The 26,981-nt window shown below is 53.1% G+C and carries 31 protein-coding genes; 22 read left to right on the plus strand and 9 right to left on the minus strand.

Features of this window, described 5'->3' with window-relative positions:
* Nucleotides 1-36: 36 nt before the first annotated feature.
* Complete coding sequence (locus WLO31_RS15690; protein WP_435927553.1) at nt 37-1,593, minus strand: PTS transporter subunit EIIC; 1,557 nt, start codon at nt 1,591-1,593, stop codon at nt 37-39.
* Nucleotides 1,594-1,809: 216 nt separating this feature from the next.
* Between WLO31_RS15690 and WLO31_RS15695 the strand changes: the two genes are divergently transcribed.
* From WLO31_RS15695 to WLO31_RS15710, 4 genes are all read left to right on the plus strand, one after another.
* On the plus strand, nt 1,810-3,393 hold the full coding sequence (locus tag WLO31_RS15695; protein WP_435927555.1) for a PRD domain-containing protein: 1,584 nt from the start codon (nt 1,810-1,812) through the stop codon (nt 3,391-3,393).
* A gap of 133 nt (nt 3,394-3,526) precedes the next feature.
* Nucleotides 3,527-3,649: a hypothetical protein gene (locus WLO31_RS15700; protein WP_435927556.1), complete on the plus strand. Its 123-nt coding sequence runs from the start codon at nt 3,527-3,529 to the stop codon at nt 3,647-3,649.
* Between the two features lie 37 nt (nt 3,650-3,686).
* Nucleotides 3,687-3,884, plus strand: a complete 198-nt coding sequence (locus tag WLO31_RS15705) for a hypothetical protein (RefSeq protein ID WP_435927557.1) — start codon at nt 3,687-3,689, stop codon at nt 3,882-3,884.
* A 1-nt stretch (nt 3,885) separates the two neighbouring features.
* Nucleotides 3,886-4,662, plus strand: a complete 777-nt coding sequence (locus WLO31_RS15710; protein WP_435927558.1) for a hypothetical protein — start codon at nt 3,886-3,888, stop codon at nt 4,660-4,662.
* A 115-nt stretch (nt 4,663-4,777) separates the two neighbouring features.
* On the opposite strand, the gene murP is transcribed toward WLO31_RS15710, so the two are convergent.
* The 4 genes from murP to WLO31_RS15730 are packed head-to-tail and all read right to left on the minus strand — an operon-like array spanning nt 4,778 to nt 8,874.
* The gene (murP, locus tag WLO31_RS15715; protein WP_435927560.1) at nt 4,778-6,220 is read right to left on the minus strand and encodes a PTS N-acetylmuramic acid transporter subunit IIBC; all 1,443 of its coding nucleotides are present in this window, start codon (nt 6,218-6,220) and stop codon (nt 4,778-4,780) included.
* A gap of 2 nt (nt 6,221-6,222) precedes the next feature.
* Nucleotides 6,223-7,131 carry an N-acetylmuramic acid 6-phosphate etherase gene (gene murQ, locus WLO31_RS15720; RefSeq protein ID WP_435930634.1) on the minus strand — a complete coding sequence of 303 codons (909 nt, stop codon included), beginning with the start codon at nt 7,129-7,131 and terminating at the stop codon, nt 6,223-6,225.
* Between the two features lie 36 nt (nt 7,132-7,167).
* A complete protein-coding gene (locus tag WLO31_RS15725) occupies nt 7,168-7,743 on the minus strand; it encodes a DUF2057 family protein (protein WP_435927561.1) in 576 nt (191 codons plus the stop codon).
* Between the two features lie 54 nt (nt 7,744-7,797).
* Nucleotides 7,798-8,874: a porin gene (locus WLO31_RS15730; protein ID WP_435927563.1), complete on the minus strand. Its 1,077-nt coding sequence runs from the start codon at nt 8,872-8,874 to the stop codon at nt 7,798-7,800.
* Between the two features lie 253 nt (nt 8,875-9,127).
* Between WLO31_RS15730 and WLO31_RS15735 the strand changes: the two genes are divergently transcribed.
* Nucleotides 9,128-9,253, plus strand: coding sequence for a hypothetical protein (locus WLO31_RS15735; RefSeq protein ID WP_435927565.1), 126 nt, complete (start codon nt 9,128-9,130; stop codon nt 9,251-9,253).
* Nucleotides 9,254-9,300: 47 nt separating this feature from the next.
* Nucleotides 9,301-9,825, plus strand: a complete 525-nt coding sequence (locus tag WLO31_RS15740) for a rhodanese family protein (RefSeq protein WP_435927567.1) — start codon at nt 9,301-9,303, stop codon at nt 9,823-9,825.
* On the opposite strand, the gene WLO31_RS15745 is transcribed toward WLO31_RS15740, so the two are convergent.
* Nucleotides 9,822-10,502: a hypothetical protein gene (locus WLO31_RS15745; RefSeq protein WP_435927569.1), complete on the minus strand. Its 681-nt coding sequence runs from the start codon at nt 10,500-10,502 to the stop codon at nt 9,822-9,824. The two genes, WLO31_RS15740 and WLO31_RS15745, sit on opposite strands and share 4 nt — an antisense overlap.
* Before the next feature lie 150 nt (nt 10,503-10,652).
* Here WLO31_RS15745 and WLO31_RS15750 point away from each other — a divergent pair, with 150 nt between their 5' ends.
* The gene (locus tag WLO31_RS15750) at nt 10,653-10,832 is read left to right on the plus strand and encodes a hypothetical protein (protein ID WP_435927570.1); all 180 of its coding nucleotides are present in this window, start codon (nt 10,653-10,655) and stop codon (nt 10,830-10,832) included.
* A 103-nt stretch (nt 10,833-10,935) separates the two neighbouring features.
* Here the strand turns inward: WLO31_RS15750 and WLO31_RS15755 are convergent, their stop codons facing one another.
* Entirely contained in the window at nt 10,936-11,223 is a 288-nt protein-coding gene (locus tag WLO31_RS15755; RefSeq protein ID WP_435927571.1) for a DUF2623 family protein, read from the minus strand.
* Nucleotides 11,224-11,547: 324 nt separating this feature from the next.
* Here WLO31_RS15755 and alaE point away from each other — a divergent pair, with 324 nt between their 5' ends.
* On the plus strand, nt 11,548-12,003 hold the full coding sequence (gene alaE, locus WLO31_RS15760) for an L-alanine exporter AlaE (protein ID WP_435927572.1): 456 nt from the start codon (nt 11,548-11,550) through the stop codon (nt 12,001-12,003).
* Between the two features lie 33 nt (nt 12,004-12,036).
* Here alaE and WLO31_RS15765 read toward each other — a convergent pair whose 3' ends face one another.
* Nucleotides 12,037-12,378 (minus strand): DUF2002 family protein, encoded by a 342-nt coding sequence (locus tag WLO31_RS15765; protein WP_435927573.1) that lies wholly within the window; start codon nt 12,376-12,378, stop codon nt 12,037-12,039.
* Between the two features lie 159 nt (nt 12,379-12,537).
* On the opposite strand from WLO31_RS15765, the gene WLO31_RS15770 reads away from it, so the two are divergent.
* The gene (locus WLO31_RS15770; RefSeq protein WP_435927575.1) at nt 12,538-12,864 is read left to right on the plus strand and encodes a DUF883 family protein; all 327 of its coding nucleotides are present in this window, start codon (nt 12,538-12,540) and stop codon (nt 12,862-12,864) included.
* 81 nt (nt 12,865-12,945) lie between these two features.
* Here the strand turns inward: WLO31_RS15770 and WLO31_RS15775 are convergent, their stop codons facing one another.
* On the minus strand, nt 12,946-14,277 hold the full coding sequence (locus tag WLO31_RS15775; RefSeq protein ID WP_435930635.1) for a PLP-dependent aminotransferase family protein: 1,332 nt from the start codon (nt 14,275-14,277) through the stop codon (nt 12,946-12,948).
* Nucleotides 14,278-14,408: 131 nt separating this feature from the next.
* Here WLO31_RS15775 and WLO31_RS15780 point away from each other — a divergent pair, with 131 nt between their 5' ends.
* From WLO31_RS15780 to emrA, 13 genes are all read left to right on the plus strand, one after another.
* Nucleotides 14,409-14,840, plus strand: coding sequence for a carboxymuconolactone decarboxylase family protein (locus WLO31_RS15780; RefSeq protein ID WP_435927576.1), 432 nt, complete (start codon nt 14,409-14,411; stop codon nt 14,838-14,840).
* 228 nt (nt 14,841-15,068) lie between these two features.
* Nucleotides 15,069-15,305, plus strand: a complete 237-nt coding sequence (gene nrdH / locus WLO31_RS15785; RefSeq protein WP_435927578.1) for a glutaredoxin-like protein NrdH — start codon at nt 15,069-15,071, stop codon at nt 15,303-15,305.
* Nucleotides 15,302-15,712 (plus strand): class Ib ribonucleoside-diphosphate reductase assembly flavoprotein NrdI, encoded by a 411-nt coding sequence (gene nrdI / locus WLO31_RS15790; RefSeq protein WP_435927580.1) that lies wholly within the window; start codon nt 15,302-15,304, stop codon nt 15,710-15,712. Before nrdH ends, nrdI begins: the two co-directional genes overlap by 4 nt.
* Entirely contained in the window at nt 15,685-17,832 is a 2,148-nt protein-coding gene (gene nrdE, locus WLO31_RS15795; protein ID WP_435927581.1) for a class 1b ribonucleoside-diphosphate reductase subunit alpha, read from the plus strand. Before nrdI ends, nrdE begins: the two co-directional genes overlap by 28 nt.
* A 9-nt stretch (nt 17,833-17,841) precedes the next feature.
* Entirely contained in the window at nt 17,842-18,804 is a 963-nt protein-coding gene (gene nrdF / locus WLO31_RS15800; protein ID WP_435927582.1) for a class 1b ribonucleoside-diphosphate reductase subunit beta, read from the plus strand.
* 334 nt (nt 18,805-19,138) lie between these two features.
* Entirely contained in the window at nt 19,139-20,341 is a 1,203-nt protein-coding gene (gene proV / locus WLO31_RS15805; RefSeq protein WP_435927583.1) for a glycine betaine/L-proline ABC transporter ATP-binding protein ProV, read from the plus strand.
* Nucleotides 20,334-21,428, plus strand: coding sequence for a glycine betaine/L-proline ABC transporter permease ProW (gene proW, locus WLO31_RS15810; protein WP_435927585.1), 1,095 nt, complete (start codon nt 20,334-20,336; stop codon nt 21,426-21,428). The genes proV and proW overlap by 8 nt, the downstream gene beginning before the upstream one ends.
* A gap of 71 nt (nt 21,429-21,499) precedes the next feature.
* Complete coding sequence (proX, locus tag WLO31_RS15815) at nt 21,500-22,492, plus strand: glycine betaine/L-proline ABC transporter substrate-binding protein ProX (protein ID WP_435927586.1); 993 nt, start codon at nt 21,500-21,502, stop codon at nt 22,490-22,492.
* A 170-nt stretch (nt 22,493-22,662) separates the two neighbouring features.
* Nucleotides 22,663-23,847, plus strand: coding sequence for an MFS transporter (locus WLO31_RS15820; protein ID WP_435927587.1), 1,185 nt, complete (start codon nt 22,663-22,665; stop codon nt 23,845-23,847).
* 115 nt (nt 23,848-23,962) lie between these two features.
* Nucleotides 23,963-24,700 carry an AzlC family ABC transporter permease gene (locus tag WLO31_RS15825; RefSeq protein ID WP_435927588.1) on the plus strand — a complete coding sequence of 246 codons (738 nt, stop codon included), beginning with the start codon at nt 23,963-23,965 and terminating at the stop codon, nt 24,698-24,700.
* A complete protein-coding gene (gene ygaH, locus WLO31_RS15830) occupies nt 24,700-25,035 on the plus strand; it encodes an L-valine transporter subunit YgaH (protein WP_435927589.1) in 336 nt (111 codons plus the stop codon). Before WLO31_RS15825 ends, ygaH begins: the two co-directional genes overlap by 1 nt.
* Nucleotides 25,036-25,126: 91 nt before the next feature.
* A complete protein-coding gene (gene mprA, locus WLO31_RS15835; RefSeq protein ID WP_435927590.1) occupies nt 25,127-25,657 on the plus strand; it encodes a transcriptional repressor MprA in 531 nt (176 codons plus the stop codon).
* 137 nt (nt 25,658-25,794) lie between these two features.
* Entirely contained in the window at nt 25,795-26,967 is a 1,173-nt protein-coding gene (gene emrA / locus WLO31_RS15840) for a multidrug efflux MFS transporter periplasmic adaptor subunit EmrA (RefSeq protein WP_435927592.1), read from the plus strand.
* The last annotated feature ends 14 nt before the right edge of the window (nt 26,968-26,981 follow it).

Here is a 26,981-nt window from a genome sequence, read left to right on the forward strand (position 1 = left end):
ACCTCAATATGGTTTATTGCAAACAAAATGCACCGGTTATTGCCCTGCCATTTTGTCCACGACAGCATTTTTCACAAATTCGACGTGCGGGCCAAATACAACATGAATATGGTTATTCTTGGGAAGAAAGACGCCAGAGGAACCCGCATCTTTGAGTAACTCGCGATCCACTTTGCCCTGGTCTTTCAGATCGATTCGGAGACGGGTCACGCAGTTATCAATATTCTTAATATTTTCTTTTCCACCCAACCCTTTCAGGACAATTGTAGCTATTTCTACATAACGTTTTTCTTTCAGCAGGGAATTATTTCTGATTTCTTCTTCGCGTCCTGGTGTCTGAATGTTGAATTTCACAATGGCGAAGCGGAAAACTGCATAAAACACGACAAAATTCACTGCACCGAGCAATATTAACTGGAACCAGTGGGTATTATCGTATAACAAACCGAAAATACCGAAGTCAAAAATGGTCCCGCGAATATAACCGATAGAAATATCAAGCCAGGCAAGCGGGATCGCCATTAATCCACAAAGTAATGTATAAATAAAAAATAATCCGGGCGCAATAAACAGGAACGAGAATTCGAGTGGTTCGGTCACATTACCCAGAAAAGCTGTCAGGACAATGGTTAGCAGAATACCTTTCGCGACCGGGCGGTTAGCTTTAAATGACGTATGATACATTGCCAGACCAATAGCCGGTATGCGAAACAGGGTATTCAGCATCTGACCCGCAGCAAGATAAGAGGTCAATTTGGGCATCAGAGACCAGTTTGGATCCTGCGGTCCAAGTTCAAAAAGAATTTTATTGGTGGCGTTCATAATGCCGGTATATACCTGTCCGCCAATAATATAGTTCCCCCCCGCTTCGGTAAAACGTACAACCGAGGCCAGGACGTGATGCAGACCAAACGGAATAAGCGCGCGATGCAGAAACCAGTATATGCCGACACCGAAACGATCATTCATCATTATAAATGAAATACTTGTCAGAAAAGTCGTCACTCCGTTCCAGATATAGGGAATCAATAGACCAACTGGGATCATGAAGACAAAAGTAATAATAGGAACCGATTTCTTTCCGCTGAAGAATGCAAAAGCCAGCGGCAGTTCAAGCCGGAAATACCGATCGGTAACCCAGGCAGCAACCAGACCGGAAATAATGCCGCCCATGGCCTCAATCCGGAGCGTCTGGATACCCAGAACGAGGCCCTGCCCGACTTCAGACATATGGCTACCGGCAAGCTGGCCATTAATCTTCAGCCATACATTCATTACAATTGTTAGCGTCAGATAGGCCAGTACCGAAGAAAAAACTGCAATCCCCTTTTCATTTTTGGCCATACCGTAAGCCACACCCATGGCAAACAGTAAGGGGATATTGTTAAAAACGATGCCTGTGATGTCTTTCAGGCTATTGAGTGCAATTTGTATCGAATCATATCCCAGAAACGGGAGCTTATTGACCATATAGGACTGGCTGAGCGCAGCGCAGATTCCCATTATCATGCCGATGGGTGCCATAACCGCAATAGGCAACAGAAGTGAGCGGCCAAAGCGCTGAATTCCGTCTTTGATATTATCTGTTTTCATAATTATCCAGGCCAGGTAATGAAGTAATGATGGAAGTAAAATGATTACGTTTTCAGTCTATGGATTAGGGAAAATGCATCAAGGTCACTTTGTGAGACCGGAAAATCACCCTATGTGCCCTCTTGTGGCTACTGCTGAACACTAATAAATTTTTCTGTGCATTACATCACATAAACAAAATAAATATTTGACTTACTGTCGCGGGTGATATTTTAAATGAGTCAGACAAAGGAGGTATCTATCAGCATTAACAATTTTGATATACAGTTTTTAAGTTATATGCAGGAGAATGGTGAACTTCTCTTTAAGGATGTTAATAATATTTTCCCGGACAAAAGCATTATCAGCCTGAAAAGATGCCAGTCCAGTATTAATTATTATTTACCGTATGACAAACAATTATTCTGTGAAAATGATGCCTTTCATTGCCGAATTAATTATGAGGATTTTCTGGAGTTTCTTCAGAAAACGCATCTGGGTAACTATCTGTCATCGGTGGAAGAACGGATAACTCTGATTATTTTTTATTGTTTTCTGTACGGTACTGTCAATACGTCCAGACTCTACGAGGAGATAGGCGTCAGCCTCACCACAAAGAAGAAAGACATGAAGGTGCTGGCAGACTATCTTTCGGCATACAAACTGGAACTGGTAGTGGTTAACCGTAAGGGGGTAACCATTCGGGGAAATGAGACAGGTTTTCGTATAATAGTCATGCGAATTATTGCCACGGTCACTGAACTGAATCACCATTTCCGGCCCGTGGCCAGAGCAGCAAATAATGTCTATCAGAGGCTGATGTATCAGCGTTTCAGTCATGATTACCTGGACCAGGTGAACCTGCAGGCGGATGCCTTTCGGGACTTTATTGATCAGCACTATCTAGATCTTTCCTATCCCGGCCGTAAGCTGTTGTTTATCTATCTGCTGATCGTGAAGAAGCGGATGGATCAAGGTACTGAAAATATGATTTTACCCGAACTGAATATTGTTCTGCCTGAACAGAACCTGCTCGCGGATGAAACAGAAAACCGGTTCATAAACCATTTCATTATTTCACTCGATCATAACGTGGAGTGTCTTTCCCTGGTGGATATTTCATTGCAGGAATACATCCGAAGGCTGATTTACCGTATTCAGTTCAGAATAGTTACCCGTATTACACAACACCGGGGGTTATTTGATGAAATCTATCTTTACGTGCAGAAATGCATTATCAGGAAGAAATATAATTATACAATTTTCGATAATAACCTTTCAAAGACACAAAAGCATTTCCCTGACTTGTTCTTCGGTGTAACAGATGCACTGCATGAAATAGAATCGGCTTATCAGATAAAATTTGAACATAATCAGGTTGCTACTTTATGTCTGATTTTTAAGAAATTTATTATCAACAGCAAACTGGCGGGACGAAACTCCAGAAAGGTGACGATAGTCACTAACTCGGCTGCGGAGAAGGTGAGCTTTTTTATTGCCAGCCTTAAATCACATGTTGATGTCAGCGAAACGGTCACGATTAATATTCATGAAATATACCGACTCAGGGACTTCAGTCATCACCTGACCATTGTTTTCTCGAATCGCATCTCTATGTTACTCGACCAACAGGGTATTCCACACCTGAAACTGAATTATTACCTTCAGCATACGGACATAGAAAAGTTGCTGGCATGTGGTCTGTCGAGTAATCTTAATCGTAAAATCAGTGCGGATGCTTTTGTCGCTGATATATGTAATATTCCCCAGACAGAACTGCCCCAGTATCTGCGCCTGAAATATGGCATCCATTTTCTCTGACAAAACTATTACTGTAAAAAAGTTACCGACTTAACGGCCGTAACCCTGCAATGACGGGGTTAAGCCCGAAGTTTACCCGCCTGCCTTTCGGTCACTATGGGATAGCCGTCTGAAATTTTAGAAAGGAAGTGAGATGCAAACGATTCTGGGGGCAAGCGGCCAGGTTCAGGTTGCCTGCCCGTGCAGTAAAACCACCCGCTCCCCCTACAAGCGAGGATTTTCAGCATCCGCCGATGGTTGCGCCATAATTATTTGACCAGGCTTGTCTGTTCTCTCCAAAAGGATCTATTTATATGCGCCGTTTTCTTATGTCGATTTTTTCCAGTCCCGAACTGCTTTTGCAGGTAATGAGCCATCAGGATGTTGTTGAAGCCGTTGAGGACGGAGATCGCATTATTATCGATCAGGACGGCAACGCATCGGTAAATTTTAGAAGCAAAGAGGTACGACAAGACTTTCTGCGTCATGTTAACGCTCTGAAGAGAGCCTGATATGGGAACGGCTATTTTTATGGTGCTGATGGTATGCGGCTACTGGTACACCAGTCGCGACCTGTCCACGCGTTTTAAAATTAAGCGCTCCTTCGGCTGGGATGTCTATTTTCTCGTCGCCCTTTATGGCTGCATCTTCGTGCTGCAGGGCGTTATCGCCACCGGCTTGATCTGGCTGCTTTTGCTTGCGCTTTCTGCCGCCATCAACGCCTTGCACCTCATGCCGGGTAAATACGCCGACTGGCAAATGGTGTTCATGAACTGGAGCTTTCTTGGCATCCAGGCCCCCGTTGTCATCATGCTGGCCTTCGCCGTGTTTTTCTGCCTGTACCGCTCTAACTGGGCCGGCAGCGCGCGGCTCGACGGCAACGGCAGGAAAACGCTCTATAAGAGCCTTGCGCGCTCAAGCGGCATCGAACAGCTGCTCTATCAGTGTATGGAAGAAGGCGAGCTGGCGCTGGTGACGCTTAAGTCGAGGCGAATTTACATTGGAATGATACACACCGCGACCCTCGAATACGAAAAGACGGCAAACGTGGTGCTGATCCCGATGCTGAGCGGCTATCGCGACGGGGAGAAGATGAATCTGCGCATTGAGCATAATTACAGTAAATGGTATGCCGATCATGACATCACCCTGGATTCAGAGCCCAAAAGCGCCATGGCTTTTCGCAAGGTGATTATGCTGGATCAGATTGAGAGCCTTTCGCTCTTTGATCCTGCCAGCGCGAGCGCGCTGGCAATGGAACGGCCCCCGGAAAAAGAAACCAATTGCTGAATTTATCGAAGTAATTTCCGCCAGACATGCATTATTGGGGAACTGAATGAGGAAAAATAAAGCAAAAAAAGAGCAGGCGGCAAATGAGTGAGGGGGAAGCCGCCTGCCCTCGTTCTTAAGTCAGATCAACGTCTTTATGGCCAAAGAACCAGGTGATGATGAAACCGCAGGTGTAAGAGATAAGCACGCCCACCGCGTAAATCCCCATCCCGGCATAGATACCCTGTGCGGAGGTCATCAGCGGCAGCGATACCAGGCCGGACGGACCGAACACGGTGTTCAGGCCAATCGGCAGGCCGAGCCATGCCACCAGCCCGATAAAGAAGCCGCCGCAGGCGCCGCCAAGGCAGGCGGTTACAAAAGGCTTCACGCGAGGCAGCGTGACGGCGTAAATCAACGGCTCGCCAACGCCCAGCAGGCCCGGAATGATCGCCCCTTTCACCTGATTACGGGTCATGGAGTGCTTAGCCGAGCGGAAGTAAAGCGCAAGCGCCGCACCAACCTGCCCGCCGCCGGCCATGGCCAGAATCGGGAACAGCGAGTTGAAACCCTGCACGTCCATCAGCGCAAAATAGACCGGGATAAAGCCCTGGTGCACGCCGAAGACCACCGCAATCAGGAACAGGCCCGCAAGGATAGCGCAGCCAAACGGGTTGCCGTTCAGGTGCAGGAACAGCCACGACATGCCTTTAAACAGTTCGCCGCCAAAAGGCATAATCAGCGTAAAGGTCAGCGCACCGGTGATCAGCAGCGTCAGCAGCGAGGTGACGATCATATCCAGGTTATCCGGAACAACTTTACGGATCTGGCGCTCAATCCACGCGCCCAGAATAGACGCAATCAGCACGCCGATAATGTTGCCGCGCGGGTCGATGCCCATACCGAAGAAGTTATCGATGCCGGAGAAGTACCCCACCGTCGCTTCCGGGTTGTAACCCAGCAGGAACAAAGAGGCGATAATGGCGCCGTTTACGCCCGAGCCGCCAAAGGCTTTCTGCGCGTTATAACCAATCAGGATAGGCAGGAAAGTGAACAGGCCTTTGCCGAAAATCTTCATGTAACCAACGATATGCACGATGGTGGCATTTTTTTCCGCGGCTTCCGCCAGCAGGCCTTGTTCAATTAAGGTAGCAAAGCCCAGCAGCATCCCGGCGGCGATAAAGCCCGGGATCAGCGGCGTAAAGATGGTGGCAAATTTAGCAAGGAACTGATGCACCACGCTGGTCTGCTTCGCCTTCATCTTCTGTTTGGTATCGCTGGCAACCGATCCCACGTCCGGTTGTGCAGCGGCGGAATCCGCGCCGCCCGCCAGCATGGCATTCATCATTTCAGCGGCGGTTTGCGCCTTGCCCGGCCCGAGGATAATCTGCAGCTGATCGTCGCTGTTAATAACGCCCAGCACGCCGGGCAGCGCCTTGAGTTTGGCGTGCTCAATTAACTGGTCGTTATTGAGCGTAAGACGCAGGCGGGTCATACAGTGCCCGCAGGTCTGGATATTACTTTTATTGCCCACCAGCTGCAGAATGGTGGCAATTAATTGTTCCGTAATCTTAGCCATTGCTAGATCTCCGTATTGGCTAAAGCCTGGCGAATAAAGCCGTTGTTATCATTTAAAAGTTGTTTTGCCTGCGCTGCGGTCAGCTTGCCCAGCACCATGAGGATGGCGGTTTTGCAATGGCCATCGCAGGCGGCCAGCGCCTGCGACGCCGTCTTCTGGTCGCAATCCGTGGCCTGCATAACGATGTTGATCTGGCGCTGAACGAGTTTCTGGTTGGTCGCTTCTACGTCCACCATCAGGTTGCCGTAAACTTTCCCGCTGCGGATCATCGCCCCGGTGGTCAGCATGTTCAGCACCAGCTTTTGCGCCGTGCCCGCTTTCATGCGCGAAGAGCCCGTCACCACTTCCGCCCCAACCACCGGCATGATGGCGATCCTGGCGATTTGCGTGATTTCACTGCCCGCGTTACAGGTCAGCGCAACGGTGGTCGCGCCCAGGCTGTTGGCATAGTTCAACGCGGCCACGACGTAAGGCGTGCGGCCGCTGGCGGCAATCCCGACCAGCACATCACTGGCGCTGAACTGGAGGTTTTTCAGATCCTCAACGCCCATCTCCATACTGTCTTCTGCGTTTTCCACCGCCTGTAAAATGGCCTGATGGCCTCCTGCAATCAGCGCAACCACCTGCTCACGCGGCGTACCGTAGGTTGGCGGGCATTCACTGGCATCAAGAATACCCAGGCGACCGGAGGTGCCGGCGCCGCAGTAAATTAAGCGTCCGCCCTTCTGAAAAGCAGCAACGATGGCATCGACAGCCTGAGTAATAGCCGGAATCACCTTCTCAACCGCCAGAGCTACCTTCTGGTCCTCTTTATTAATGACTCGCAGCATCTCTTCGGTAGAGAGCATGTCGATATTTTCGCTTTGAGTATTACGGCCTTCGGTGGTCAGGGCAGTTAAATCGATTTTCATCATTGTCTCGCTATTCATTAATGCCGGTTGGCAACATTACAGTTCCAGCGCCCAGCGCAAAAAAGCCTTGCGCTGGGTCGCATCTAATTTCAAAAATTCATTCTGGACCTGGCTTAAGGAGGCGCCATGCCCGTTCGGTGCAGCAACGCCGGCCTGTGAAGGAACCGAAGCGCCCGGTAAATACTGACTGTAATCCGTCGTTAAAGTGCTTTGCGGCAGCGTCAGAGGCCGGCTTTTTAATACAATTGCCGGGCCGTCAACGTTTCTGAGCGCAAAATGCGGATTTTGAGCGGCCTTACGCGTTTCATGTTCCGTACGCGGCGTCGCGGTGGTGAGGATAATCTCTCCGGTGAGCGGCGCATCAAAGGTCAGCAGCCAGGCATTGGAGGTAATACGGCCCTGGCTTTCGTTTGCAGAACCGGGATTGGTCGGCGCATCGAAGCGCACAATCATCGCCTGCTCGCCGGCCCCAAGCGTTATTGCCTTCGCCAGAGGATTGATCTGCGCATCGCGTGCCGCCAGGACATTCACATTTTCCCCCATTTTTAGCGTAGCGGCCACGCTGAGGCCGGAAAACGTAAGCAACAGCAGAGTTATCATCGTTCTGAACATCGGATACTCCTTTTGCGGCCGGAACAGTTCCCCTGCTCCGGCCAGCCTGCATTATCAGAATTCGTAGCGAAGCCCGGTGTGCCAGAAGTTCTCTGAAGCAGAACTTCCGCCAAACGAAACGCTGCGGCCGGTCATCACGTTTTTGCCGTCATGCCCGTTACGCAAAATATAAGCCGTGTAAATCGAGCTACGCGGAGTCAGCTTATACTGCGCCTCGAAGGTGGTATCACGCAGTTTCAGCTCATCGCCGCCTTCATTATTGAGATGGCGATAACCGGCTCGTACCGCCCAGTCGCTGTTAATGTTATAAACGGCGGTGAACTCCCAGTTTTTATCTTTGCTGTCCGCATAGCCGTTGGTGTAGGTCACCATGTCCTGCGAGTAAAGCAAACCAAGCATCAGTGAGTCGAGGTAATAGCGCGTCCCCACGCCACCGTAGGTATAGGTGTCTGCACCATTGGTGCGGCTGTTATCGCTCTGCTTCGCACGGGTTTTCTGGAAAGCGACAACCGGAGCCAGCTTCCCGGCATCCCCCATATCCAGCGTGTAACGCATCGCGGCGTTGTAGCCGTAATCCAGATCGGAGGTGTTATTACCGATGATATACGCGGTAGAAAAATCAACGTTACCGAACGTATTCTGGTACTGCACGGTGCCGTCCTGGCGGAATACCTGTACGGCGGTCGGGTCAATGTGCCTTGCCTGACGGCCGGTTGAAACGTCCGAGCTGGCGAACACATCGCCAATATCGGTGAACATAATCAGCCCGGAGGAGACGCGCCCGCCGGTAATTTTACCGTATTCGGACATATCCAGACCCGCCCAGACATAGCGCGCGGTCAGGCTGTCGTTTTCACCTTCCACGTTGTTGGCATACTCAGCAGAGTTGACCTGATACTGGGCAAGACCGATAACCGACACGGTGTCATTCACCACCTGTCGCCCGCTCAGCCCGAAGCGGCCATCAAAGTCGCCCTGGGCATCGCCGGTTTTTTTATCAGAGATGTTAAACCCTAAACGGCCATACAGTTCTACGGTAGAACCATCTTTATCTTTATAAATTTCAGCAGCTTGTGTAGTAAAACTTGCCATCATGGCAAGGAGAGAAATAGTACAAATCTTTGTTTTCATTATCATCATTCCCTTAGCGAATAAATTATAGAGTGGTCTGGCGCCGCATGGAATAATTAATGATCCAATTTTATTTTAAAAGGAATATTTTATTCTTTTGCAAATAAATGTGAACTAACTCATACATTATGTGTGGTTAATTTAGCGACAAATGAGCGCGATTACGGCGGGAATTGTTGCCTTTCAGGTCAGAGACGGTGATGATCTTGCAAGATTTTTTTGTGAGGATACTCTGGTGCGGTAACGCCAAAAAGTGATTGAGAATCTGGCGCAGCTGTGCGTGATCGATCCGCTGATTACAAGCCCGCCTGAGCTTAACAAAAGCGAAGGCATGAAAATGACTGAACGGAGCCGCAAGCTGGTTGATAAGCTATCCTGACTACGCCTTTGCCTGCTCAAAATGACCTGACGCTCTCAAGGAACATCATGACTATCCACAACATCTCCCCTGCCGAAGCCAGAGCGTTGCTTGCACAAGGCGCGGCGCTGATTGATATCCGCGAGCAGGACGAATACGCGCGCGAGAATATCCCTGAGGCGCATCTCCTGTCGCTTTCAGCGATTGAACATGGCGACCGCCTTGGCCCGTTCGAACCGTACGATACGGTGATTTTTTATTGTCAGTCGGGCACGCGTTCGTCGCAAAACGCCCGGAAACTGGCAGATGCCGTCGCCCCGGCAAAAGTCCTGCTGCTGGAAGGCGGGCTGAACGCGTGGAAAAAAGAGGGGCAGGAAATCCTTGCCGATAAATCACAGCCGTTGCCGCTGATGCGACAGGTGCAAATAGCGGCGGGTACGCTGGTGCTGGCCGGTGTCGTTCTGGGATATGCCGTACATCCCGCCTTCTTTTTGCTTGCCGGTTTTGTAGGCGCGGGCCTGCTGTTTGCGGGTATCAGCGGATTTTGCGGCATGGCTCGCCTGTTAGCCGTCATGCCGTGGAACCGTCGCTAGCAGTCGTAAATTTCCGTCCAGTTATAGTTGGTGAAGGCAAGCCGGAGAGCGGAAGACACATCGCCATAGCTGTCTGCCTGATGCGCCATGAAATACGCCCTGAAGCGGGCGGGAAGAAAGTCAGCCTGGTAACGCAGGATCGTGCTGTGCCAGAAAGGCGGCGGCAAAGGAATATCGCCATGCCGCTCGCGCAGTTTATCACGCCAGGGAGAATCAAGCAGTTGCCGGGCAAACGCCTCTTTTGCCGCATGGCTTTTCGCATCCGGCGTTCCGGCAAGCAGCAGTTGATTAGGCAGCGCCACCAGCCGCAGGTTGCTGATGGTCACCCGATGATTTTTTGTCAGCCTGGCGAAGGTAGCTAAAAGCCAGGGATCGATGCCGGCAAGATCGGAGCGCTGATAAACCGGCATGGTAATAGCAAAAAAGGTAAAATGCAGCCCGGCTAAAGGCATGGTATCGGCCAGCGGATCGTGCCGGGCGAGTTCGCTTATCTCACATAATAAGTCGTGTAACGGCTCGGTGAGCGGAGGCTTAATGCCGCTGGTGATAGCAAGCTTATGCTGGTTGTAGAACGCCTGTTGCATTATTTGCCCGCGCTCGGGATGCATCGCCCATTTCGCAAGGGTCTTCTCGCTCGTACTGGAATAAAGCGTCTGTAACTCATTGGGATTAAACATACTACCTCCTTTCTCTTACCCTATACCAATAATGCCCTGAACGTTATGCGGGGCTGCTTTATCCCCTGCTCAGTCTGATATATGGTTAAAGGTACCGGCTGTCAGCCGTGCTGACTGGCAGTTTACTACCTGACTTTTAAGAGGCTAGATATGTTTAAAGTAGGCGATCTTGTTCAACCTAAAAAAGGCGGGCCTAAGCTTGAGATACTGGACATTCAGGGGGATGAGGTGATTTGTACACCGGCCAATATTCTCAGCGGCGAAAAGGTCACGTTAAAGACGTCAGAAATAACGCTGTATGAAGAAGATGGTGATTTTGGCGTCTGCTAACCGTTCGGACGGGCCTTGTCGCCCGTCTGAAACCAATAAAACATGCTTTTTCTTGTCGCCGCCAGTTCTTACTAACCGGGCATAGCGGTATATAAGGCGCTAATCAATAGCCTTTCTCATAGCCCGCTAAAAAACATTTCACAGCCGCCTCAGCGTTAACTTCTTTAAAAAAGTCCATCACTGCTTCTTTATCAAGCTGGTAACGGCGCGTCAGCACGCCCGCTTTCCAGGCGGCGCGCTGGCGATCGCCGGTTTGCTCAGCAAGGCGATGGGTAAATCCCAATACGAAGCCCCGTTTATAGTCGGGACAAAACCTTGTCACCGTGGCGACACTTTTGACTTCACGCGCGTTGAGTCCCGCCATCAATCCTTTGCCAAAATGGTTTTCCATCCGTTTGCCCTCGTCTGAACTATCGTTATATAAATAATAATATAACCATGATTCAGAAGTCGGAAAGCATAAAAAAGGAGATTGAACTAATCAGCTGATATAAAAGCGAAAAAGTACAAACAGGCGACAAAATCAGGAAACCGCGGCGGATAACTGACTTTTAGCAGATTTTATTGATAAAAAGCCGATAAATAAAAATTTTACGCTAATTGCTCAATTTTACGCAGCGCTATAATCTACTCAGAATAAATATCACAACCCTTATCACTAGCAACAACGCCGAACACTGGTGTTTATCGCTAATGTTTTCCCGGAGTCAGAATAATGTTTTCTCCTGAGTCGCGCCTGCGCCACGCTGCAGCGGATACTTTTGCGATGGTGGTTTATTGCTCGGTAGTAAACATGATGATTGAGATTTTTCTCTCCGGTATGAGTTTTGACCAGTCGCTGTCATCGCGCCTTGTCGCCATCCCGGTAAACATGCTTATCGCATGGCCATATGGCCTCTATCGCGACGCCCTCATGCGCTTCGCCAGGCGCTACAGCAAGGCAAACTGGGCGAAAAACCTGGCGGACGTGCTGGCTTATGTCAGCTTTCAGTCGCCGGTCTATGCGGCGATCCTGCTGGTGGTCGGAGCCGACTGGCATCAGATTATCGCCGCCGTGAGCTCAAATATTGTGGTATCGATGATGATGGGCGCAGCTTACGGCTATTTTCTGGACTACTGCCGCCGCCTGTTTCGTCTTAGCGGCTACCGGAACGCGAAAGCCCGGGCGTAAGCGGCGTGACTGGCGCAGCGCCAGCCCTGAAGATTAGCGCTCGCCGAATAACCCCGATAAATAACGCTCCAGCGCGATGCGCGAGCTAAAGCCGTGCGGGATGCCGTAATGCTGGTGCGTTTCCCCGGCAAGATAAAGCGGAAACTGCTGGTAGTGATCGCAGGTTTTAACCTCCGACGCGGGCTCGGCCAGCGACTGGCTGCGTTCTTTCAGCGTCGGATGAATAACCAATGCCGTACGCCCCATACGCGCTTCACGGTTGACATAAACGTAGTTTTCGCCACGGCGATAGCCATAGGCTTTAGGGGTCACTTCATCCACGGTAAAACCGGCTTTTTCAAGTACGCGGGCCACCTCGTCAGGTCTTAAATACATAATTTTTCCTCGTCATCTTTTTAGCCACTGCAAGATACATTAACCAGCATTAGCAGGGCTTTCAGATTAGTCCATAAAGACGGTGAAAGAGCGTGACCTGCCTCATTACTAAAGATTATGGTCTACACTCAAAGTCACATCGCACATAGGGAGAAACACATGCTTAATCGACCAAATCGAAACGAAGTAAATGAAGGCGTTGATGATATTAACCATGACGTGAACCAGCTGGCGGATACGCTGGAAGAGGTTCTGAAGTCTTTCGGTAGCGATGTTAAAGAGGAAGGCGAAGCGGCGCGTAAAAAAGCTGAATCTCTTCTGAAAGAGACTCGGGCCCGCATTCAGGGACGAGGCCGCGTAAAACAAGCTGCCTGCGACATGGTGAGCTGCGCGGACACTTACGTTCGCGACAAGCCGTGGCACAGCGTTGGCATCAGCGCAGCCGTCGGCCTTTTCCTTGGCGCACTCCTGACTTCACGCCGCTAAGACTTGTCTGCAGACTAAAACGGATAACGATAGTTGATACTAAATACGCGTTTGACCCCGGTAGCCCTGCTTCCGGGGTTTTTACGTTATGGCCTGCCGTAACCGTATTGCAAAGCGCTGAGCCAGCTGCTGCGAGGCCACGTTCGTAAAGCACATGAGTATCCTTCCCTCACCTTTTGACGCGATCCGCCAGTCGCTAAGCGCCTGAACGGCAAGGCCAGACGCACGGGCGCGGGCGACCAGAGCACGATCGTCACCCTTTACGCGCATCACCAGTTGAATGCCCCCTGCCTGCGGCACCACGTCAAACCCTTCGCTGCGTAGCGCCGTCTCCAGCCATACGCGGCGTTCGCTGTAGCACTGGCGCATCTTTTTCAGGTGGCGCCAGAAATGACCTTCCTGCAGGAAATCAGCGAGGGTCTGCTGGATAAGCTTCGGCACCGTACACGGCAGGACTCTGGCCTGCTGGCTGAAAGCCTCAACCTGCTGCTGCGGCACCACCAGCCAGGCGACGCGTAGCGCGGGAAACATCGATTTGCTGAATGTCCCGGCGTAGATCACGCGCTCCGGCCCGTCCAGACTTTTGATCGGCGGCAGCGGTTTGCCGTGGTAGCGAAACTCGCTGTCGTAATCGTCTTCAATCACCCAGCTTTGCTGGGCGGCAGCCCACTCCAGCAGCTGATGACGCCGGGCAAGCGAGAGCGCCACGCCAAGCGGGCTTTGATGCGCGGGAGTGAGCAGGGCAAAAAGCGCCTGCGGATAATGCTCCAGAGCGTAGTCAATCTGCATTCCTTTATCGTCTACCGGCACCGGATGAAGCGCCATACCCGCATCGGCAAAGACCGGCCGAATATAGCGATACCCGGGGTCTTCCAGCCAGATGCCATCGCCGGGCGTCGCCAACGTGCGTACCACCAGGCGCATCGCAGCCTGAAAACCGGCGGTGATAAATATCTGCTCCGGCTGACATTCAATGCTGCGCGAGAAACGCAGGTAATCGGCAATGGCCTGCTTAAGCGATGATTCACCGTTATTCTGCGGCAGCATTAAATCATAAGGCGTTTGCAGGCGTAGCCGCCGTCCCATTAAGCGTGCCCAAAGCGCTCGCGGAAAAGCATCCAGCGCCGGCAGCCCCATTTGAAACGGCAGCGGCGCGCCCTGCGGCTGGCTGCCTGAGACATGTTGATTATGGACGGCGGCGGTTACCGAGGGGCTGACAAACGTCCCCGCCTGCCCGCGCCTCTCAAGCCAGCCCTGCGCTACCAGCTCGCCATAGGCGTTTTCAACCGTTGCCCGCGCCACGCCCAGTTCATGCGCCATCGTCCGGCTTGACGGCAGACGGCTGCCGGGCAGCAGTTCGCCGTCGCTGATGGCCTGTTTGAGCTGGCGGGCAATCTGCTGATAACGCGGGATAGCATGGTGAGCCTTTACTGTCAGTGATACGGGCCTGGTCGTCATGGTCTGCTTTTTTACTTAATTTATGGCTCTCTTTAGCAGTCCATCATAGTGCTAAATTGCCCCTTCACCAATATGAGGAGCACAGCATGATCGCACTACGTCAGCCCTACTATGATCTTTCCCCGGCGGTATACAAACCTATGGTCCAGGCGCTGAAAGGCCTGGAAGCCAGCCCGCTGGGCTCCACGCTGATTGAGCTGATTTTCCTGCGCGTGTCGCAAATTAACGGCTGTGCTTATTGCCTGGAGATGCACGCCAGAGCATTACGCAAAGAGGGCATGGACCAGGCTAAGCTGGACGCGCTGGCAGGCTGGAAAGTAAGCCAGCACTTCAGCGATAAAGAGCGCGCAGCCCTGGCCTGGGCCGAAGCGGTAACCTTAATTACCGAGGGCGGCGCAGAAGATGCCGTGTACGAACCGCTACTGCAGTTCTTTACCGCGCAGGAGATAAGCGATCTGGCGTTTACCGTCAGCCTGATGAACGCATTTAACCGTCTGGCGATCGGTATGCGCATGTAATTTTTTGGTGGATGGCGCAAGCACCGTCCATCCAGCCCACCGTATGCAACTTTAATTGTGGCGGGTAAGCCATGCGCCGCCCGCCGCTCGGCCCCGCCAGACTGCTTCCCCGCCGTCACGCTATTCATTCGTGCAGTGCTTATCTAAAAATACTATATCTTGTGTGGTTGATAATTTTATATCCCACATCTAGTATTCATATTCTCACCCAAAGAGAGAATAAGAATCATGCGCATTACTATATACACTCGTAACGACTGTGTTCAGTGCCACGCCACTAAGCGCGCTATCGAAAGCCGTGGCTTTACTTTCGAACTGATCAATCTCGATTTACATCCCGAAGCCGCGGACAATTTGCGCGCGCTGGGATACCGCCAACTGCCGGTTGTAGTGACAGAACAGGAAAGCTGGAGCGGCTTTCGCCCGGACATGATTAACCAGTTGCGCGCCCGAGCCAGAGCATGAGTAATCTCGTCTACTTCTCAAGCTCGTCGGAAAACACCCTGCGTTTTGTTGAACGCCTTGGGTTACCCGCCCTGCGCATACCGCTGGAAGTTAAACAGCGGCTGGAAGTGACGGAACCCTATATTTTGATCGTACCGAGCTACGGCGGCGGCGGTATAGCGGGCGCGGTGCCCGCCCAGGTGATTCGATTTTTAAACAACCCCGCCAACCGGGCGCTGCTGCGCGGCGTGATCGCCAGCGGCAATCGTAACTTCGGGGAAGGGTTTTGCCGGGCGGGCGACATCATCGCCCAAAAATGCCAGGTGCCGTATCTCTACCGTTTTGAACTGCTCGGCACCGAACAAGACATTGCGAACGTGCGTAAGGGAGTGAACGAATTTTGGCAACGACAGAAGCAATCCGCGTAACGACGACAGAGGGCGCGGACTATCACGCGCTAAACGCCATGCTGAATCTTTACGATTCCGCAGGCCGCATCCAGTTTGAAAAAGACCAGCTGGCGGTGGAAAAATTTCACGAGCAGCACGTGCTGCCCCGCACGCGGCGGTTTGCCAGCCAGCATGCGCGCCTTAGCTGGCTGGTGGCGGAAGGTTATTACGATGAAGGCGTGCTCACGCGTTACGATCGTGGCTTCGTCGTTGCTTTATTTGAGAAAGCGCATAACAGCGGCTTTCGCTTCAAAACCTTCCTCGGAGCATGGAAGTTTTACACCAGCTACACGCTGAAATCTTACGACGGCAAAGAGTATCTCGAACATTTCGAAGATCGCGTAACCATGGTGGCGCTGACCCTGGCGCAGGGCGACGAGAAGCTGGCGTATCGTCTGGTGGAAGAGATGCTCAGCGGCCGTTTCCAGCCCGCCACACCGACTTTTCTGAACTGCGGAAAACGGCAGCGCGGCGAGCTGGTTTCCTGCTTCCTGCTGCGCATTGAAGATAACATGGAGTCGATTGGCCGTGCGGTGAACTCTGCGCTGCAGCTTTCCAAACGCGGCGGCGGCGTGGCTTTCCTGCTCTCAAACCTGCGCGAAGCGGGCGCGCCTATCAAGCGCATCGAAAACCAGTCATCCGGCGTAATCCCCATTATGAAAATGCTGGAAGATGCGTTCTCCTACGCCAATCAGCTTGGCGCGCGTCAGGGAGCCGGGGCCGTTTATCTGCATGCCCATCATCCGGATATCCTCCGCTTCCTTGATACCAAAAGAGAAAACGCCGACGAGAAGATCCGCATTAAAACGCTTTCGCTTGGGGTGGTCATCCCGGATATCACTTTCCAGCTGGCGAAAGATAATCAGCCGATGGCGCTCTTCTCGCCTTACGACGTGGAACGCATTTACGGCAGGCCGTTCGGCGATATCGCCGTCAGCGAGCTTTATGCAGAGATGGCGGCGGACGAGCGCATCCGTAAAACCTTTATCAGCGCCCGGGATTTCTTCCAGCGCCTGGCGGAGATCCAGTTTGAGTCCGGCTATCCGTACATCATGTTTGAGGATACGGTAAACCGCGCCAGTCCGATCGCCGGGCGTATTAATATGAGCAACCTGTGTTCGGAAATTTTGCAGGTTAACAGCGCCTCGACCTACGACGAGAACCTTGACTATGCGCAGGTTGGCAAAGATATCTCCTGTAATCTCGGCTCGCTGAACATTGCCCATACTATGGATTCACCGGATTTCGGCCGCACCGTGGAAACCGCGATTCGCGGGCTAACGGCGGTTGCCGATATGAGCCATATCCGCTCGGTGCCTTCCATTGCAGCGGGGAATGCGGCCTCGCACGCCATTGGGCTTGGGCAGATGAATCTGCACGGTTATCTGGCGCGCGAGGGAATTGCCTACGGCTCGCCGGAAGGGCTGGATTTCACCAATATCTATTTCTACACCGTCACCTGGCATGCGGTGCGCGCCTCGAATTTGCTGGCGCGGGAACGTAAACAGCGTTTCGCTGGGTTTGAAAATTCACGCTATGCCAGCGGCGAATATTTTAATCAGTACGTGCAGGAAAGCTGGCAGCCAAAAACCGCGAAAGTGCGCGAACTGTTTGCCAGAGCGGGCATACCTATTCCGACACGCGAACAGTGGCGGCAGCTGCGTGACGACGTGATGGAGCACGGCCTGTACAACCAGAACCTGCAGGCGATCCCGCCGACCGGCTCGATCTCCTATATCAACCACGCCACGTCGAGCATTCACCCTATCGTCTCGCGCATTGAGATCCGCAAAGAAGGCAAAACCGGGCGCGTTTATTATCCCGCACCGTTTATGACCAACGACAACCTGGAGTTTTACCAGGACGCCTACGACATCGGCCCGGAAAAAATTATCGATACCTATGCCGAAGCCACGCGCCATGTGGATCAGGGTCTCTCGCTGACGCTGTTTTTCCGCGATACCGCCACCACGCGCGACATCAATAAAGCGCAGATTTATGCCTGGAAGAAAGGCATCAAAACCCTTTACTACATCCGCCTGCGACAGATGGCGCTGGAAGGAACTGAGGTGCAGGGCTGCGTGTCCTGCGCTTTATAAGGAGAATATATGACACGGTTAACCCGCATCAGCGCCATCAACTGGAATAAAATCGAGGATGAAAAGGACCTGGAGGTCTGGAACCGGCTGACCAGTAATTTCTGGCTACCGGAGAAGGTGCCGCTCTCTAACGATATTCCCGCGTGGCAGTCGCTTGCGCACGACGAGCAGCAGCTTACTATCCGCGTGTTCACCGGGCTGACGCTGCTGGATACCATCCAGAATAATAGTGGCGCCCCGGCGCTGATGGCGGATGCCGTCACGCCGCACGAAGAAGCCGTCATGTCGAATATCAGCTTTATGGAAGCGGTGCACGCCCGCTCTTACAGCTCGATTTTCTCGACGCTGTGCCAGAGCAAAGACGTGGACGCGGCCTATGCCTGGAGCGAAGAAAACGAGCCGCTGCAGCGTAAGGCGCAGATTATCCTCGCCCATTATCATGCCGACGACCCGCTAAAGAAAAAAATTGCCAGCGTGTTCCTGGAATCCTTTCTTTTCTATTCAGGCTTTTATTTGCCGATGTACTGGTCAAGCCGCGGCAAATTAACCAACACCGCCGACCTGATTCGCCTGATTATTCGGGATGAAGCGGTGCACGGTTATTACATCGGCTATAAATTTCAGCAGGCGCTGGCGCAACAGAGTCCGCAGCGGCAAAGCGAGTTGCAAAACTTCGCGTTGGATTTGCTGATGGATCTCTACGATAACGAGGTGGCCTACAGCGAAGCGCTGTACGGCGGCGTGGGCTGGGTTGAGGAGGTGAAAGCTTTCCTGAGCTATAACGCCAACAAGGCGCTGATGAACCTCGGCTACAACGTGCTTTTCCCGGCGGAAATGGCGGCGGTTAATCCGGCGATTCTGGCCGCGCTTTCGCCAAATGCCGATGAAAACCACGACTTTTTCTCAGGCTCGGGCTCGTCGTATGTAATGGGTAAAGCGGTGGAAACACAGGATGAAGACTGGGATTTCTGATTTATAAATTTACGCCAGGGTGGATACCGCCGCATGCTTATCCACCCGCTAACTTATTCATTTCGCCGCACCTCAATATATGAATACTCATTCTGTCTGAATATCAGGCTATTGGCACAGAATCATCCTCTGCTGACAAAAAATATCGCTTTCCTCGGATTTGCTCGCAGCCCCCGGTATCACGGGAAATTTCAGCCGCGAGCGCCATGCGGATATTTGTTATATCGGCAATTGAGGCTTGTCTCAGATTCTGAGTATGTTAGGGTATATGCAGGTGATTATTTCCATCAGGAATTGTGTATATATAAATTAAATATGGGATTAACTTTATTGCATGGCAATTAAATTAGAAGTAAAGAATTTATATAAAGTATTTGGTGAGCATCCGCAACGCGCATTCAAATATATAGAAAAAGGTTTATCAAAAGCTGAGATATTAGAAAAAACAGGGCTGTCGCTTGGCGTGAAAGACGCCAGTCTGGCCATTGAAGAAGGCGAGATCTTCGTCATCATGGGGTTATCCGGTTCCGGTAAATCCACCATGGTTCGCCTTCTCAATCGCCTGATTGAACCAACCCGCGGACAGGTGCTGATTGACGGCGTGGACATCGCCAAAATATCAGACGTCGAGCTCCGTGAGGTGCGCAAAAATAAGATCTCCATGGTCTTCCAGTCCTTTGCTTTGATGCCTCATATGAACGTGTTGGATAACACGGCGTTTGGTATGGAATTAGCTGGCATGCCGGTGGCTGAACGTCAGGAAAAAGCGCTTGATGCCCTGCGTCAGGTTGGGCTGGAAAATTATGCCCATGCTTATCCCGATGAACTCTCCGGCGGGATGCGTCAGCGCGTTGGTTTAGCCCGCGCGCTGGCTATTAATCCAGATATATTATTGATGGATGAAGCGTTCTCGGCCCTCGATCCATTAATTCGTACGGAAATGCAGGACGAATTAGTTAAATTACAGGCTAAACATCAGCGCACCATCGTGTTTATTTCTCACGACCTGGATGAAGCGATGCGTATCGGCGACAGAATTGCCATTATGCAGGGCGGCGAAGTGGTGCAGGTCGGCACCCCGGATGAGATCCTTAATAATCCGGCGAATGACTACGTGCGCACCTTCTTCCGCGGCGTGGATATCAGCCAGGTCTTTAGCGCAAAAGATATCGCCCGCCGCAGCCCGGCCGGCCTGTTGCGCAAAACTCCCGGCTTTGGTCCGCGTTCCGCGCTGAAACTGCTGCAGGATGATGACCGCGAATATGGCTATGTCATTGAGCGCGGGCAGAAGTTCCTCGGCATCGTCTCAACCGATTCACTGAAAGCCGCGCTGGCCGAAGGTCAGGGCTTAGACAGCGCGTTCCTGGAGTCCCCGGCGGCGGTCTCCGCCGATACGTCACTGAGCGATCTGCTCACCCATGTAGGCCAGGCACCGTGCGCGGTACCGGTTGTGGGTGAAGAAAATCAGTACGTGGGCATCATCTCAAAAGGGGTGCTGCTGCAGGCATTAGACCGTGAGGGGGTAACCAATGAGTGATTCATCAAATCCGTGGGATACCGGCAGCGTGGCTGCCGATACGACGACCAGTCAGGCAGCATCAAGTGCAGATGCGTGGGGCAGCCAGGCCACCACAACGCCAGACGCGGGCGGCGGCGCCGACTGGCTAACTTCCGCTCCTGCGCCGCAGCCTGAACATTTTAATATTCTCGATCCGTTCCATAAAACGCTGATCCCGCTCGACAGCTGGGTAACGCACGGTATCGACTGGATAGTGACCCATTTCCGTCCGCTGTTCCAGGGCATTCGCGTGCCGGTGGATTACATCCTGAGCGGCTTCCAGCAGCTGTTGCTGGGGATGCCCGCGCCGGTAGCCATCATCGTGTTTGCGCTGATTGCCTGGCAGATGTCGAGCCTCGGCATGGGCATCGCGACGCTGGTTTCCCTGGTGGCGATTGGCGCAATCGGCGCCTGGTCGCAGGCGATGGTTACGCTGGCGCTGGTACTGACGGCGCTGCTCTTCTGTATGATAATCGGGCTGCCGCTCGGCATCTGGCTGGCAAGAAGCGAACGTGCCGCGAAGATTATCCGCCCGCTACTCGATGCGATGCAGACCACGCCAGCGTTCGTTTATCTGGTGCCGATTGTCATGCTGTTTGGTATCGGTAACGTGCCGGGCGTGGTGGTGACCATTATCTTCGCCCTGCCGCCTATCGTGCGTCTGACTATTCTCGGCATTAAACAGGTGCCGGAAGATCTGGTCGAGGCCGCCCGTTCGTTCGGCGCCAGCCCGCGTCAGATGTTATTTAAAGTACAGTTACCGCTGGCCATGCCAACCATTATGGCAGGTGTAAACCAGACGTTGATGCTCGCCCTCTCCATGGTCGTTATTGCGTCAATGATCGCCGTAGGTGGGCTTGGTCAGATGGTACTGCGAGGCATTGGCCGTCTTGATATGGGCCTTGCCACCGTCGGCGGCGTGGGGATTGTTATCCTCGCCATTATTCTCGACCGCCTGACACAGTCCATTGGCCGCGATTCACGCAGCCGTGGCAACCGCCGCTGGTACACCACCGGCCCGCTGGGTCTGCTGACCCGTCCCTTCATTAAGGTGGACAAGCGCTAGCGCCATTCACCTTCTCAATACTCTCCGGCGGGTGGCCCAGCTACCCGTCCTACGACCCAAAAGGAATAACGATGCGACACACAGCTATTTTAGCCACGGCCCTTGCCACACTCGTTACCACCAGCGCCTTCGCGGCCGATCTGCCGGGTAAAGGCATTACCGTTCAGCCGGCGCAAAGCACCATTTCAGAAGAGACATTTCAGACGTTAATAGTCAGCCGCGGCCTTGAAAAACTGGGCTATACGGTCGCCAAACCAAGCGAAGTTGATTACAACGTCGCCTATACCTCCATGGCCGCAGGCGACATCACCTTCGTAGCTACCAACTGGAAGCCGCTGCACGACGATATGTATAAAGCAGCAGGCGGCGACAAGAAGTTCTATCGTGAAGGCACTTACGTTCAGGGCGCAGCTCAGGGCTATCTCATCGATAAAAAAACCGCCGAGCAGTACAAAATCACCAACATCGAGCAATTAAAAGATCCAAAAATCGCCAGGCTGTTTGATACCAACGGCGACGGCAAAGCGGACCTGACCGGTTGTACCCCAGGCTGGGGCTGCGAAGCGGTTATCAATCACCAGATTGACGCCTATGGTCTGAGCAAAACCGTGGTGCATAACCAGGGCAACTACTCCGCGATGATCGCCGATACCATTACCCGTCATAAAGAAGGTAAACCAATCCTGTACTATACCTGGACGCCGTACTGGGTAAGCGATGTGATGGTGCCGGGTAAAGATGTGGTGTGGCTGCAGGTGCCGTTCTCGTCCATGCCGGGCGAGCAGAAAGATATCGACACTAAGCTGCCAAACGGCGCCAACTACGGCTTCCCGGTGAACACCATGCACATCGTGGCGAATAAAGCCTGGGCGCAGAAAAACCCGCAGGCCGCCAAACTGTTCAGCCTGATGAAGCTGCCGCTGGCGGATATCAACGCCGAGAACGCGATGATGCATAACGGTCACGCTTCCGAAGCCGACATTCAGGGTCACGTTGACGGCTGGATCAAAGCTCACCAGGCGCAGTTCGACGGCTGGGTAAAAGAAGCTCTGGCCGCGAAATAACGTCCCGGCGGGTGGCGCCTTGTTTACCCGTCCTACGGTCTGCGTAGGGCGGGTAAGCGGAGCGTCATCCACTATTTTCCCTTATCGACTCCCCCGCCGCACAATCCGACTCCTGCCCTGATATATTTTCGTTATTATTCCCGCATCCCCATCACTTGCAGAAGATAACAATGAAAAATTCCGCACATGGACTGAGCTCCACGCTGATTGTTCTGATGTCTGTGGCGACCGGGCTTGCGGTTGCCAGTAACTACTACGCGCAGCCCCTGCTTGATACCATCGCGCACGCTTTCTCCCTTTCCATCAATCAGGCCGGCTTTATCGTTACCGCCGCGCAGCTCGGCTATGCGGCAGGATTGCTGCTGCTGGTCCCGCTTGGCGATATGTTTGAGCGCCGCGGGCTAATCGTCTTTATGACCTTGCTGGCCGCGGGCGGCATGCTGATCACCGCCGCCAGCCAGACTTTGGGAATGATGATCCTCGGCACCGCATTAACCGGCCTGTTCTCCGTCGTGGCGCAGATTCTGGTGCCGCTGGCCGCACACCTTGCCGAGCCGGAAAAACGCGGGAAAGTCGTCGGCACCATTATGAGCGGCCTTTTGCTCGGAATTCTGCTGGCGCGTACCGTGGCTGGCCTGCTGGCAGACGTTGGCGGCTGGCGCACCGTTTACTGGGTTGCGAGCGTACTGATGGTGCTGATGGCGCTGGCTCTGTGGCGCGGCCTGCCCACGGTGAAACAGGAGAGCCATCTCAATTATCCGCAGCTTCTTGGCTCCGTCTTCAGTCTCTTTATTAAAAACAGCCTGCTGCGCACCCGCGCTCTGCTGGGCTGCCTGACCTTTGCAAACTTCAGCATTCTGTGGACCTCAATGGCGTTTTTACTGGCCTCGCCGCCGTTTAACTTCTCCGAAGGCGTTATCGGCCTGTTCGGGCTGGCTGGCGCTGCGGGGGCGTTAGGCGCGCGTCCTGCGGGCGGTTTCGTTGACAAGGGCAAGGCGCATCTCACCACGACGATTGGCCTGGCGCTGCTGCTGCTGTCGTGGATCGCCACGGCGCTGGGGCAGTTCTCGGTTATCGCGCTGATTATCGGCATTCTGCTGTTGGATCTCACGGTGCAGGGCGTTCATATCACCAACCAGGCCGTGATTTATCGCATGATGCCGGAAGCCCGTAATCGTCTGACCGCCGGTTATATGACCAGCTACTTTATTGGGGGGGCGGCGGGGTCGTTGATTTCAGCCAGCGCCTATCAGCACGCCGGCTGGAACGGGGTCTGCATCGCGGGCGCCATTATGGCCCTACTAAATCTGGTGGTGTGGTGGCGAGGCTATCACCATCAGGCGGGCTGCCAATAATCCTTTACAACCCTTGTGGGCATTTGGGGGTGTTAAGGCCAGGGACACTCTGTTAAGGTTGTCCCTGATTATTAATTCGAGTGACATTAACGCTGGTTATTTATAAACAATCAATATGGACAGTCCCGCAACAATTTCCACTGATAATCAACCCGCTGAAGCAACCTGGCTTGAGGGACTGAAAGACAGTTTACCTATCGTCATCAGCTATATCCCCGTCGCCTTCGCTTTCGGCCTCAACGCCACTAAGCTTGGATTCACTCCGCTCGAAAGCCTGTTTTTCTCCTGCGTTATTTACGCCGGCGCCAGCCAGTTCGTGATAACCGCGCTGCTCGCGGCGGGAAGCTCCCTTTGGGTGGCCGCGCTTACCGTCATGGCAATGGATGTGCGCCATGTGCTGTACGGCCCCTCCCTGCGCAGCCGCATCGCAAAAACGCTCAGTAAACCGAAAACCGCCGTCTGGGCCTTTGGCCTGACGGACGAAGTGTTCGCCGCCGCCACCGCGAAGCTGGTAAGGGATAACCGCCGCTGGAGCGAAAACTGGATGATCGGCATCGCCTTCTGCTCCTGGTCTTCCTGGGTGCTTGGTACGGCGCTGGGGTCGTGGTCCGGCAACGGTTTGCTTGACCACCTGCCGGCGGTGGAAGCCGCGCTGGGCTTTATGCTGCCCGCGCTGTTTCTTAGCTTCCTGCTCGCTTCATTCCAGCGCAAGCAATCCTGGACCGTAACCGCGGCGCTTGCGGGCGCGCTGCTGGGCGTCACGCTGGTGTCGATTCCGGCAGCCATTTTAGCGGGCATTGTCTGCGGCTGTCTGGCAGCCCTGGTACAATCGCGCTGTCATAAGGAGGTGTGATGAGTACGCAAGTGCTGCTGCTCGGCCTGTTGGTCGGTTTAGCTAACTATTTATTCCGCTATTTACCGCTACGCTTGCGGGCGAACGCCCCTCGACCGGCAAAACGCGGTGCGACGGGCGTGCTGCTCGATAGCATCGGCATCGCCTCCATTTGCGCGCTGCTGGTGGTGTCGAGCGCGCCGGAAATCATGCACGACGGCAGGCGTGCGCTGCCAACGCTTGTCGGCTTTGCCATCCTTGGCATGAGCTTTTATAAAACCCGCAGCATTATCATTCCTACGCTGCTCAGCGCTCTGGGTTATGGATTAGCCTGGAAACTCATGATGGTGATATAAGCCAGACGAATTAAAAACGCTTAAATAATACATTTACTTTATTTGTCACTATCGTTACTATATCGGCTGCAACTAATGAGGTTATGCCAAAATGGATAGTTCGTTTACGCCCATTGAACAAATGCTAAAATTTCGCGCCAAGCGCCATCAGGATTTTCCCTATCAGGAGATCCTGCTGACCCGTCTGTGCATGCATATGCAGGGTAAGCTGCTGGAAAATCGCAATAAAATGCTGAAAGCTCAGGGGATTAACGAGACGTTATTTATGGCGTTAATTACTCTTGAATCCCAGGAAGACCACAGCATTCAGCCGTCCGAGCTGAGCTGCGCGCTGGGTTCGTCGCGTACCAACGCGACCCGCATCGCCGATGAACTGGAAAAACGCGGCTGGATTGAACGCCGCGAAAGCGACAACGACCGTCGCTGCCTGCACCTGCAGCTGACCGATAAAGGTCACGAATTCCTGCGTCAGGTTCTGCCGCCACAGCATAACTGCCTGCACGAGCTGTGGTCCTCTCTGAGCGGCGCTGAAAAAGAGCAGCTGGAAGCCATTACCCGCAAACTGCTCACCCGTCTTGATAAAATGGACGAAGAGCAGTCGGTACCTGAAGCCGTGCGTTAAATGCCGCCGTCACGCCGAATCACGTGTCCCAATAAAAGATAACAACTTAGAGGCCAGCAACTCACCTTGCTGGCCTCTAAGATCTAACAGGTCGGTCCTTTAGCCGATCGCAATAATAAAAAAGTGTGGAGATAAGCATGAGCGCACATGCGGAGACTCAAGACCCGCAGCAACCGGTAAACAAGAAAGGCAAACGTAAAGGCGCCCTTCTGCTGTTGACCCTGCTGTTTGTCATTATTGCCGTGGCGTACGGGATCTATTGGTTTTTGGTATTACGTCACTACGAAAATACGGACGATGCGTATGTGGCGGGGAATCAGGTGCAGATTATGTCCCAGGTTTCCGGCAGCGTAACTAAGGTCTGGGTCGATAATACCGACTTCGTCAAAGAGGGCGACGTGCTGGTAACGCTCGACCAGGCCGATGCCGAACAGGCGTTTGATAAAGCACAGACCGTGCTGGCATCAAGCGTGCGTCAGACGCGCCAGCAGATGATCAACAGCAAGCAGTATCAGGCCACTATCGAACTGAAAAAGACCGCGCTGGCACAGGCGCAAAGCGACCTGAACCGCCGCGTGCCTTTAGGCAGCGCGAACCTGATTGGCCGTGAAGAGCTGCAGCACGCACGAGATGCCGTTGCATCCGCGCAGGCCGACCTTGACGTTGCCGTTCAGCAGTACAACGCCAATCAGGCGATGATTCTGGGCAGCAAGCTTGAAGACCAGCCGAATGTGAAACAGGCCGCCGCCGATTTACGTAACGCCTGGATGGCGCTGCAACGGACTAAAATCGTCAGCCCGATGACCGGCTATGTTTCTCGCCGCGCCGTCCAGGTTGGCGCGCAAATCAGCCCAACCACGCCGCTGATGGCTATCGTGCCGGCCAGTGGATTGTGGGTGGATGCAAACTTCAAAGAGACGCAGCTTGCGCATATGCGTATTGGCCAGCCGGCCACCGTGGTCAGTGATATTTATGGCGACCAGGTGGAGTACACCGGCAAAGTGGTCGGTCTGGATATGGGGACCGGCAGCGCCTTCTCCCTGCTGCCTGCCCAGAACGCCACCGGCAACTGGATCAAAGTGGTTCAGCGCCTGCCGGTACGTGTCGAGCTGGACGCAAAACAGCTTGAGCAGCATCCGCTGCGCATCGGCCTGTCCACTTTAGTCACCGTCGATACCTCAAATCGCGACGGCAGCGTGCTGGCAAGCCAGGCCCGTACTTCTCCGGCCTATGAAAGCAACGCGCGTGAGCTGAAGCTGGAACCGGTTAACGAGCTGATTAATCAGATTATCCAGGCAAATGCGGGTTAATAAAGCGGAGGTTG

Origin of the sequence: Dryocola sharpae, assembly GCF_051307055.1 — a bacterium.
Taxonomy (GTDB): domain Bacteria; phylum Pseudomonadota; class Gammaproteobacteria; order Enterobacterales; family Enterobacteriaceae; genus Dryocola.

Coding starts and splice junctions, on each gene's coding strand:
- WLO31_RS15690 (WP_435927553.1), bottom strand. CDS start 1,593: ATGAAAACAGATAATATCAAAGACGGAATTCAGCGCTTTGGCCGCTCA.
- WLO31_RS15695 (WP_435927555.1), top strand. CDS start 1,810: ATGAGTCAGACAAAGGAGGTATCTATCAGCATTAACAATTTTGATATA.
- WLO31_RS15700 (WP_435927556.1), top strand. CDS start 3,527: ATGCAAACGATTCTGGGGGCAAGCGGCCAGGTTCAGGTTGCCTGCCCG.
- WLO31_RS15705 (WP_435927557.1), top strand. CDS start 3,687: ATGCGCCGTTTTCTTATGTCGATTTTTTCCAGTCCCGAACTGCTTTTG.
- WLO31_RS15710 (WP_435927558.1), top strand. CDS start 3,886: ATGGGAACGGCTATTTTTATGGTGCTGATGGTATGCGGCTACTGGTAC.
- murP (WP_435927560.1), bottom strand. CDS start 6,220: ATGGCTAAGATTACGGAACAATTAATTGCCACCATTCTGCAGCTGGTG.
- murQ (WP_435930634.1), bottom strand. CDS start 7,131: ATGAAAATCGATTTAACTGCCCTGACCACCGAAGGCCGTAATACTCAA.
- WLO31_RS15725 (WP_435927561.1), bottom strand. CDS start 7,743: ATGTTCAGAACGATGATAACTCTGCTGTTGCTTACGTTTTCCGGCCTC.
- WLO31_RS15730 (WP_435927563.1), bottom strand. CDS start 8,874: ATGAAAACAAAGATTTGTACTATTTCTCTCCTTGCCATGATGGCAAGT.
- WLO31_RS15740 (WP_435927567.1), top strand. CDS start 9,301: ATGACTATCCACAACATCTCCCCTGCCGAAGCCAGAGCGTTGCTTGCA.
- WLO31_RS15745 (WP_435927569.1), bottom strand. CDS start 10,502: ATGTTTAATCCCAATGAGTTACAGACGCTTTATTCCAGTACGAGCGAG.
- WLO31_RS15750 (WP_435927570.1), top strand. CDS start 10,653: ATGTTTAAAGTAGGCGATCTTGTTCAACCTAAAAAAGGCGGGCCTAAG.
- WLO31_RS15755 (WP_435927571.1), bottom strand. CDS start 11,223: ATGGAAAACCATTTTGGCAAAGGATTGATGGCGGGACTCAACGCGCGT.
- alaE (WP_435927572.1), top strand. CDS start 11,548: ATGTTTTCTCCTGAGTCGCGCCTGCGCCACGCTGCAGCGGATACTTTT.
- WLO31_RS15765 (WP_435927573.1), bottom strand. CDS start 12,378: ATGTATTTAAGACCTGACGAGGTGGCCCGCGTACTTGAAAAAGCCGGT.
- WLO31_RS15770 (WP_435927575.1), top strand. CDS start 12,538: ATGCTTAATCGACCAAATCGAAACGAAGTAAATGAAGGCGTTGATGAT.
- WLO31_RS15780 (WP_435927576.1), top strand. CDS start 14,409: ATGATCGCACTACGTCAGCCCTACTATGATCTTTCCCCGGCGGTATAC.
- nrdH (WP_435927578.1), top strand. CDS start 15,069: ATGCGCATTACTATATACACTCGTAACGACTGTGTTCAGTGCCACGCC.
- nrdI (WP_435927580.1), top strand. CDS start 15,302: ATGAGTAATCTCGTCTACTTCTCAAGCTCGTCGGAAAACACCCTGCGT.
- nrdF (WP_435927582.1), top strand. CDS start 17,842: ATGACACGGTTAACCCGCATCAGCGCCATCAACTGGAATAAAATCGAG.
- proV (WP_435927583.1), top strand. CDS start 19,139: ATGGCAATTAAATTAGAAGTAAAGAATTTATATAAAGTATTTGGTGAG.
- proW (WP_435927585.1), top strand. CDS start 20,334: ATGAGTGATTCATCAAATCCGTGGGATACCGGCAGCGTGGCTGCCGAT.
- proX (WP_435927586.1), top strand. CDS start 21,500: ATGCGACACACAGCTATTTTAGCCACGGCCCTTGCCACACTCGTTACC.
- WLO31_RS15820 (WP_435927587.1), top strand. CDS start 22,663: ATGAAAAATTCCGCACATGGACTGAGCTCCACGCTGATTGTTCTGATG.
- WLO31_RS15825 (WP_435927588.1), top strand. CDS start 23,963: ATGGACAGTCCCGCAACAATTTCCACTGATAATCAACCCGCTGAAGCA.
- ygaH (WP_435927589.1), top strand. CDS start 24,700: ATGAGTACGCAAGTGCTGCTGCTCGGCCTGTTGGTCGGTTTAGCTAAC.
- mprA (WP_435927590.1), top strand. CDS start 25,127: ATGGATAGTTCGTTTACGCCCATTGAACAAATGCTAAAATTTCGCGCC.
- emrA (WP_435927592.1), top strand. CDS start 25,795: ATGAGCGCACATGCGGAGACTCAAGACCCGCAGCAACCGGTAAACAAG.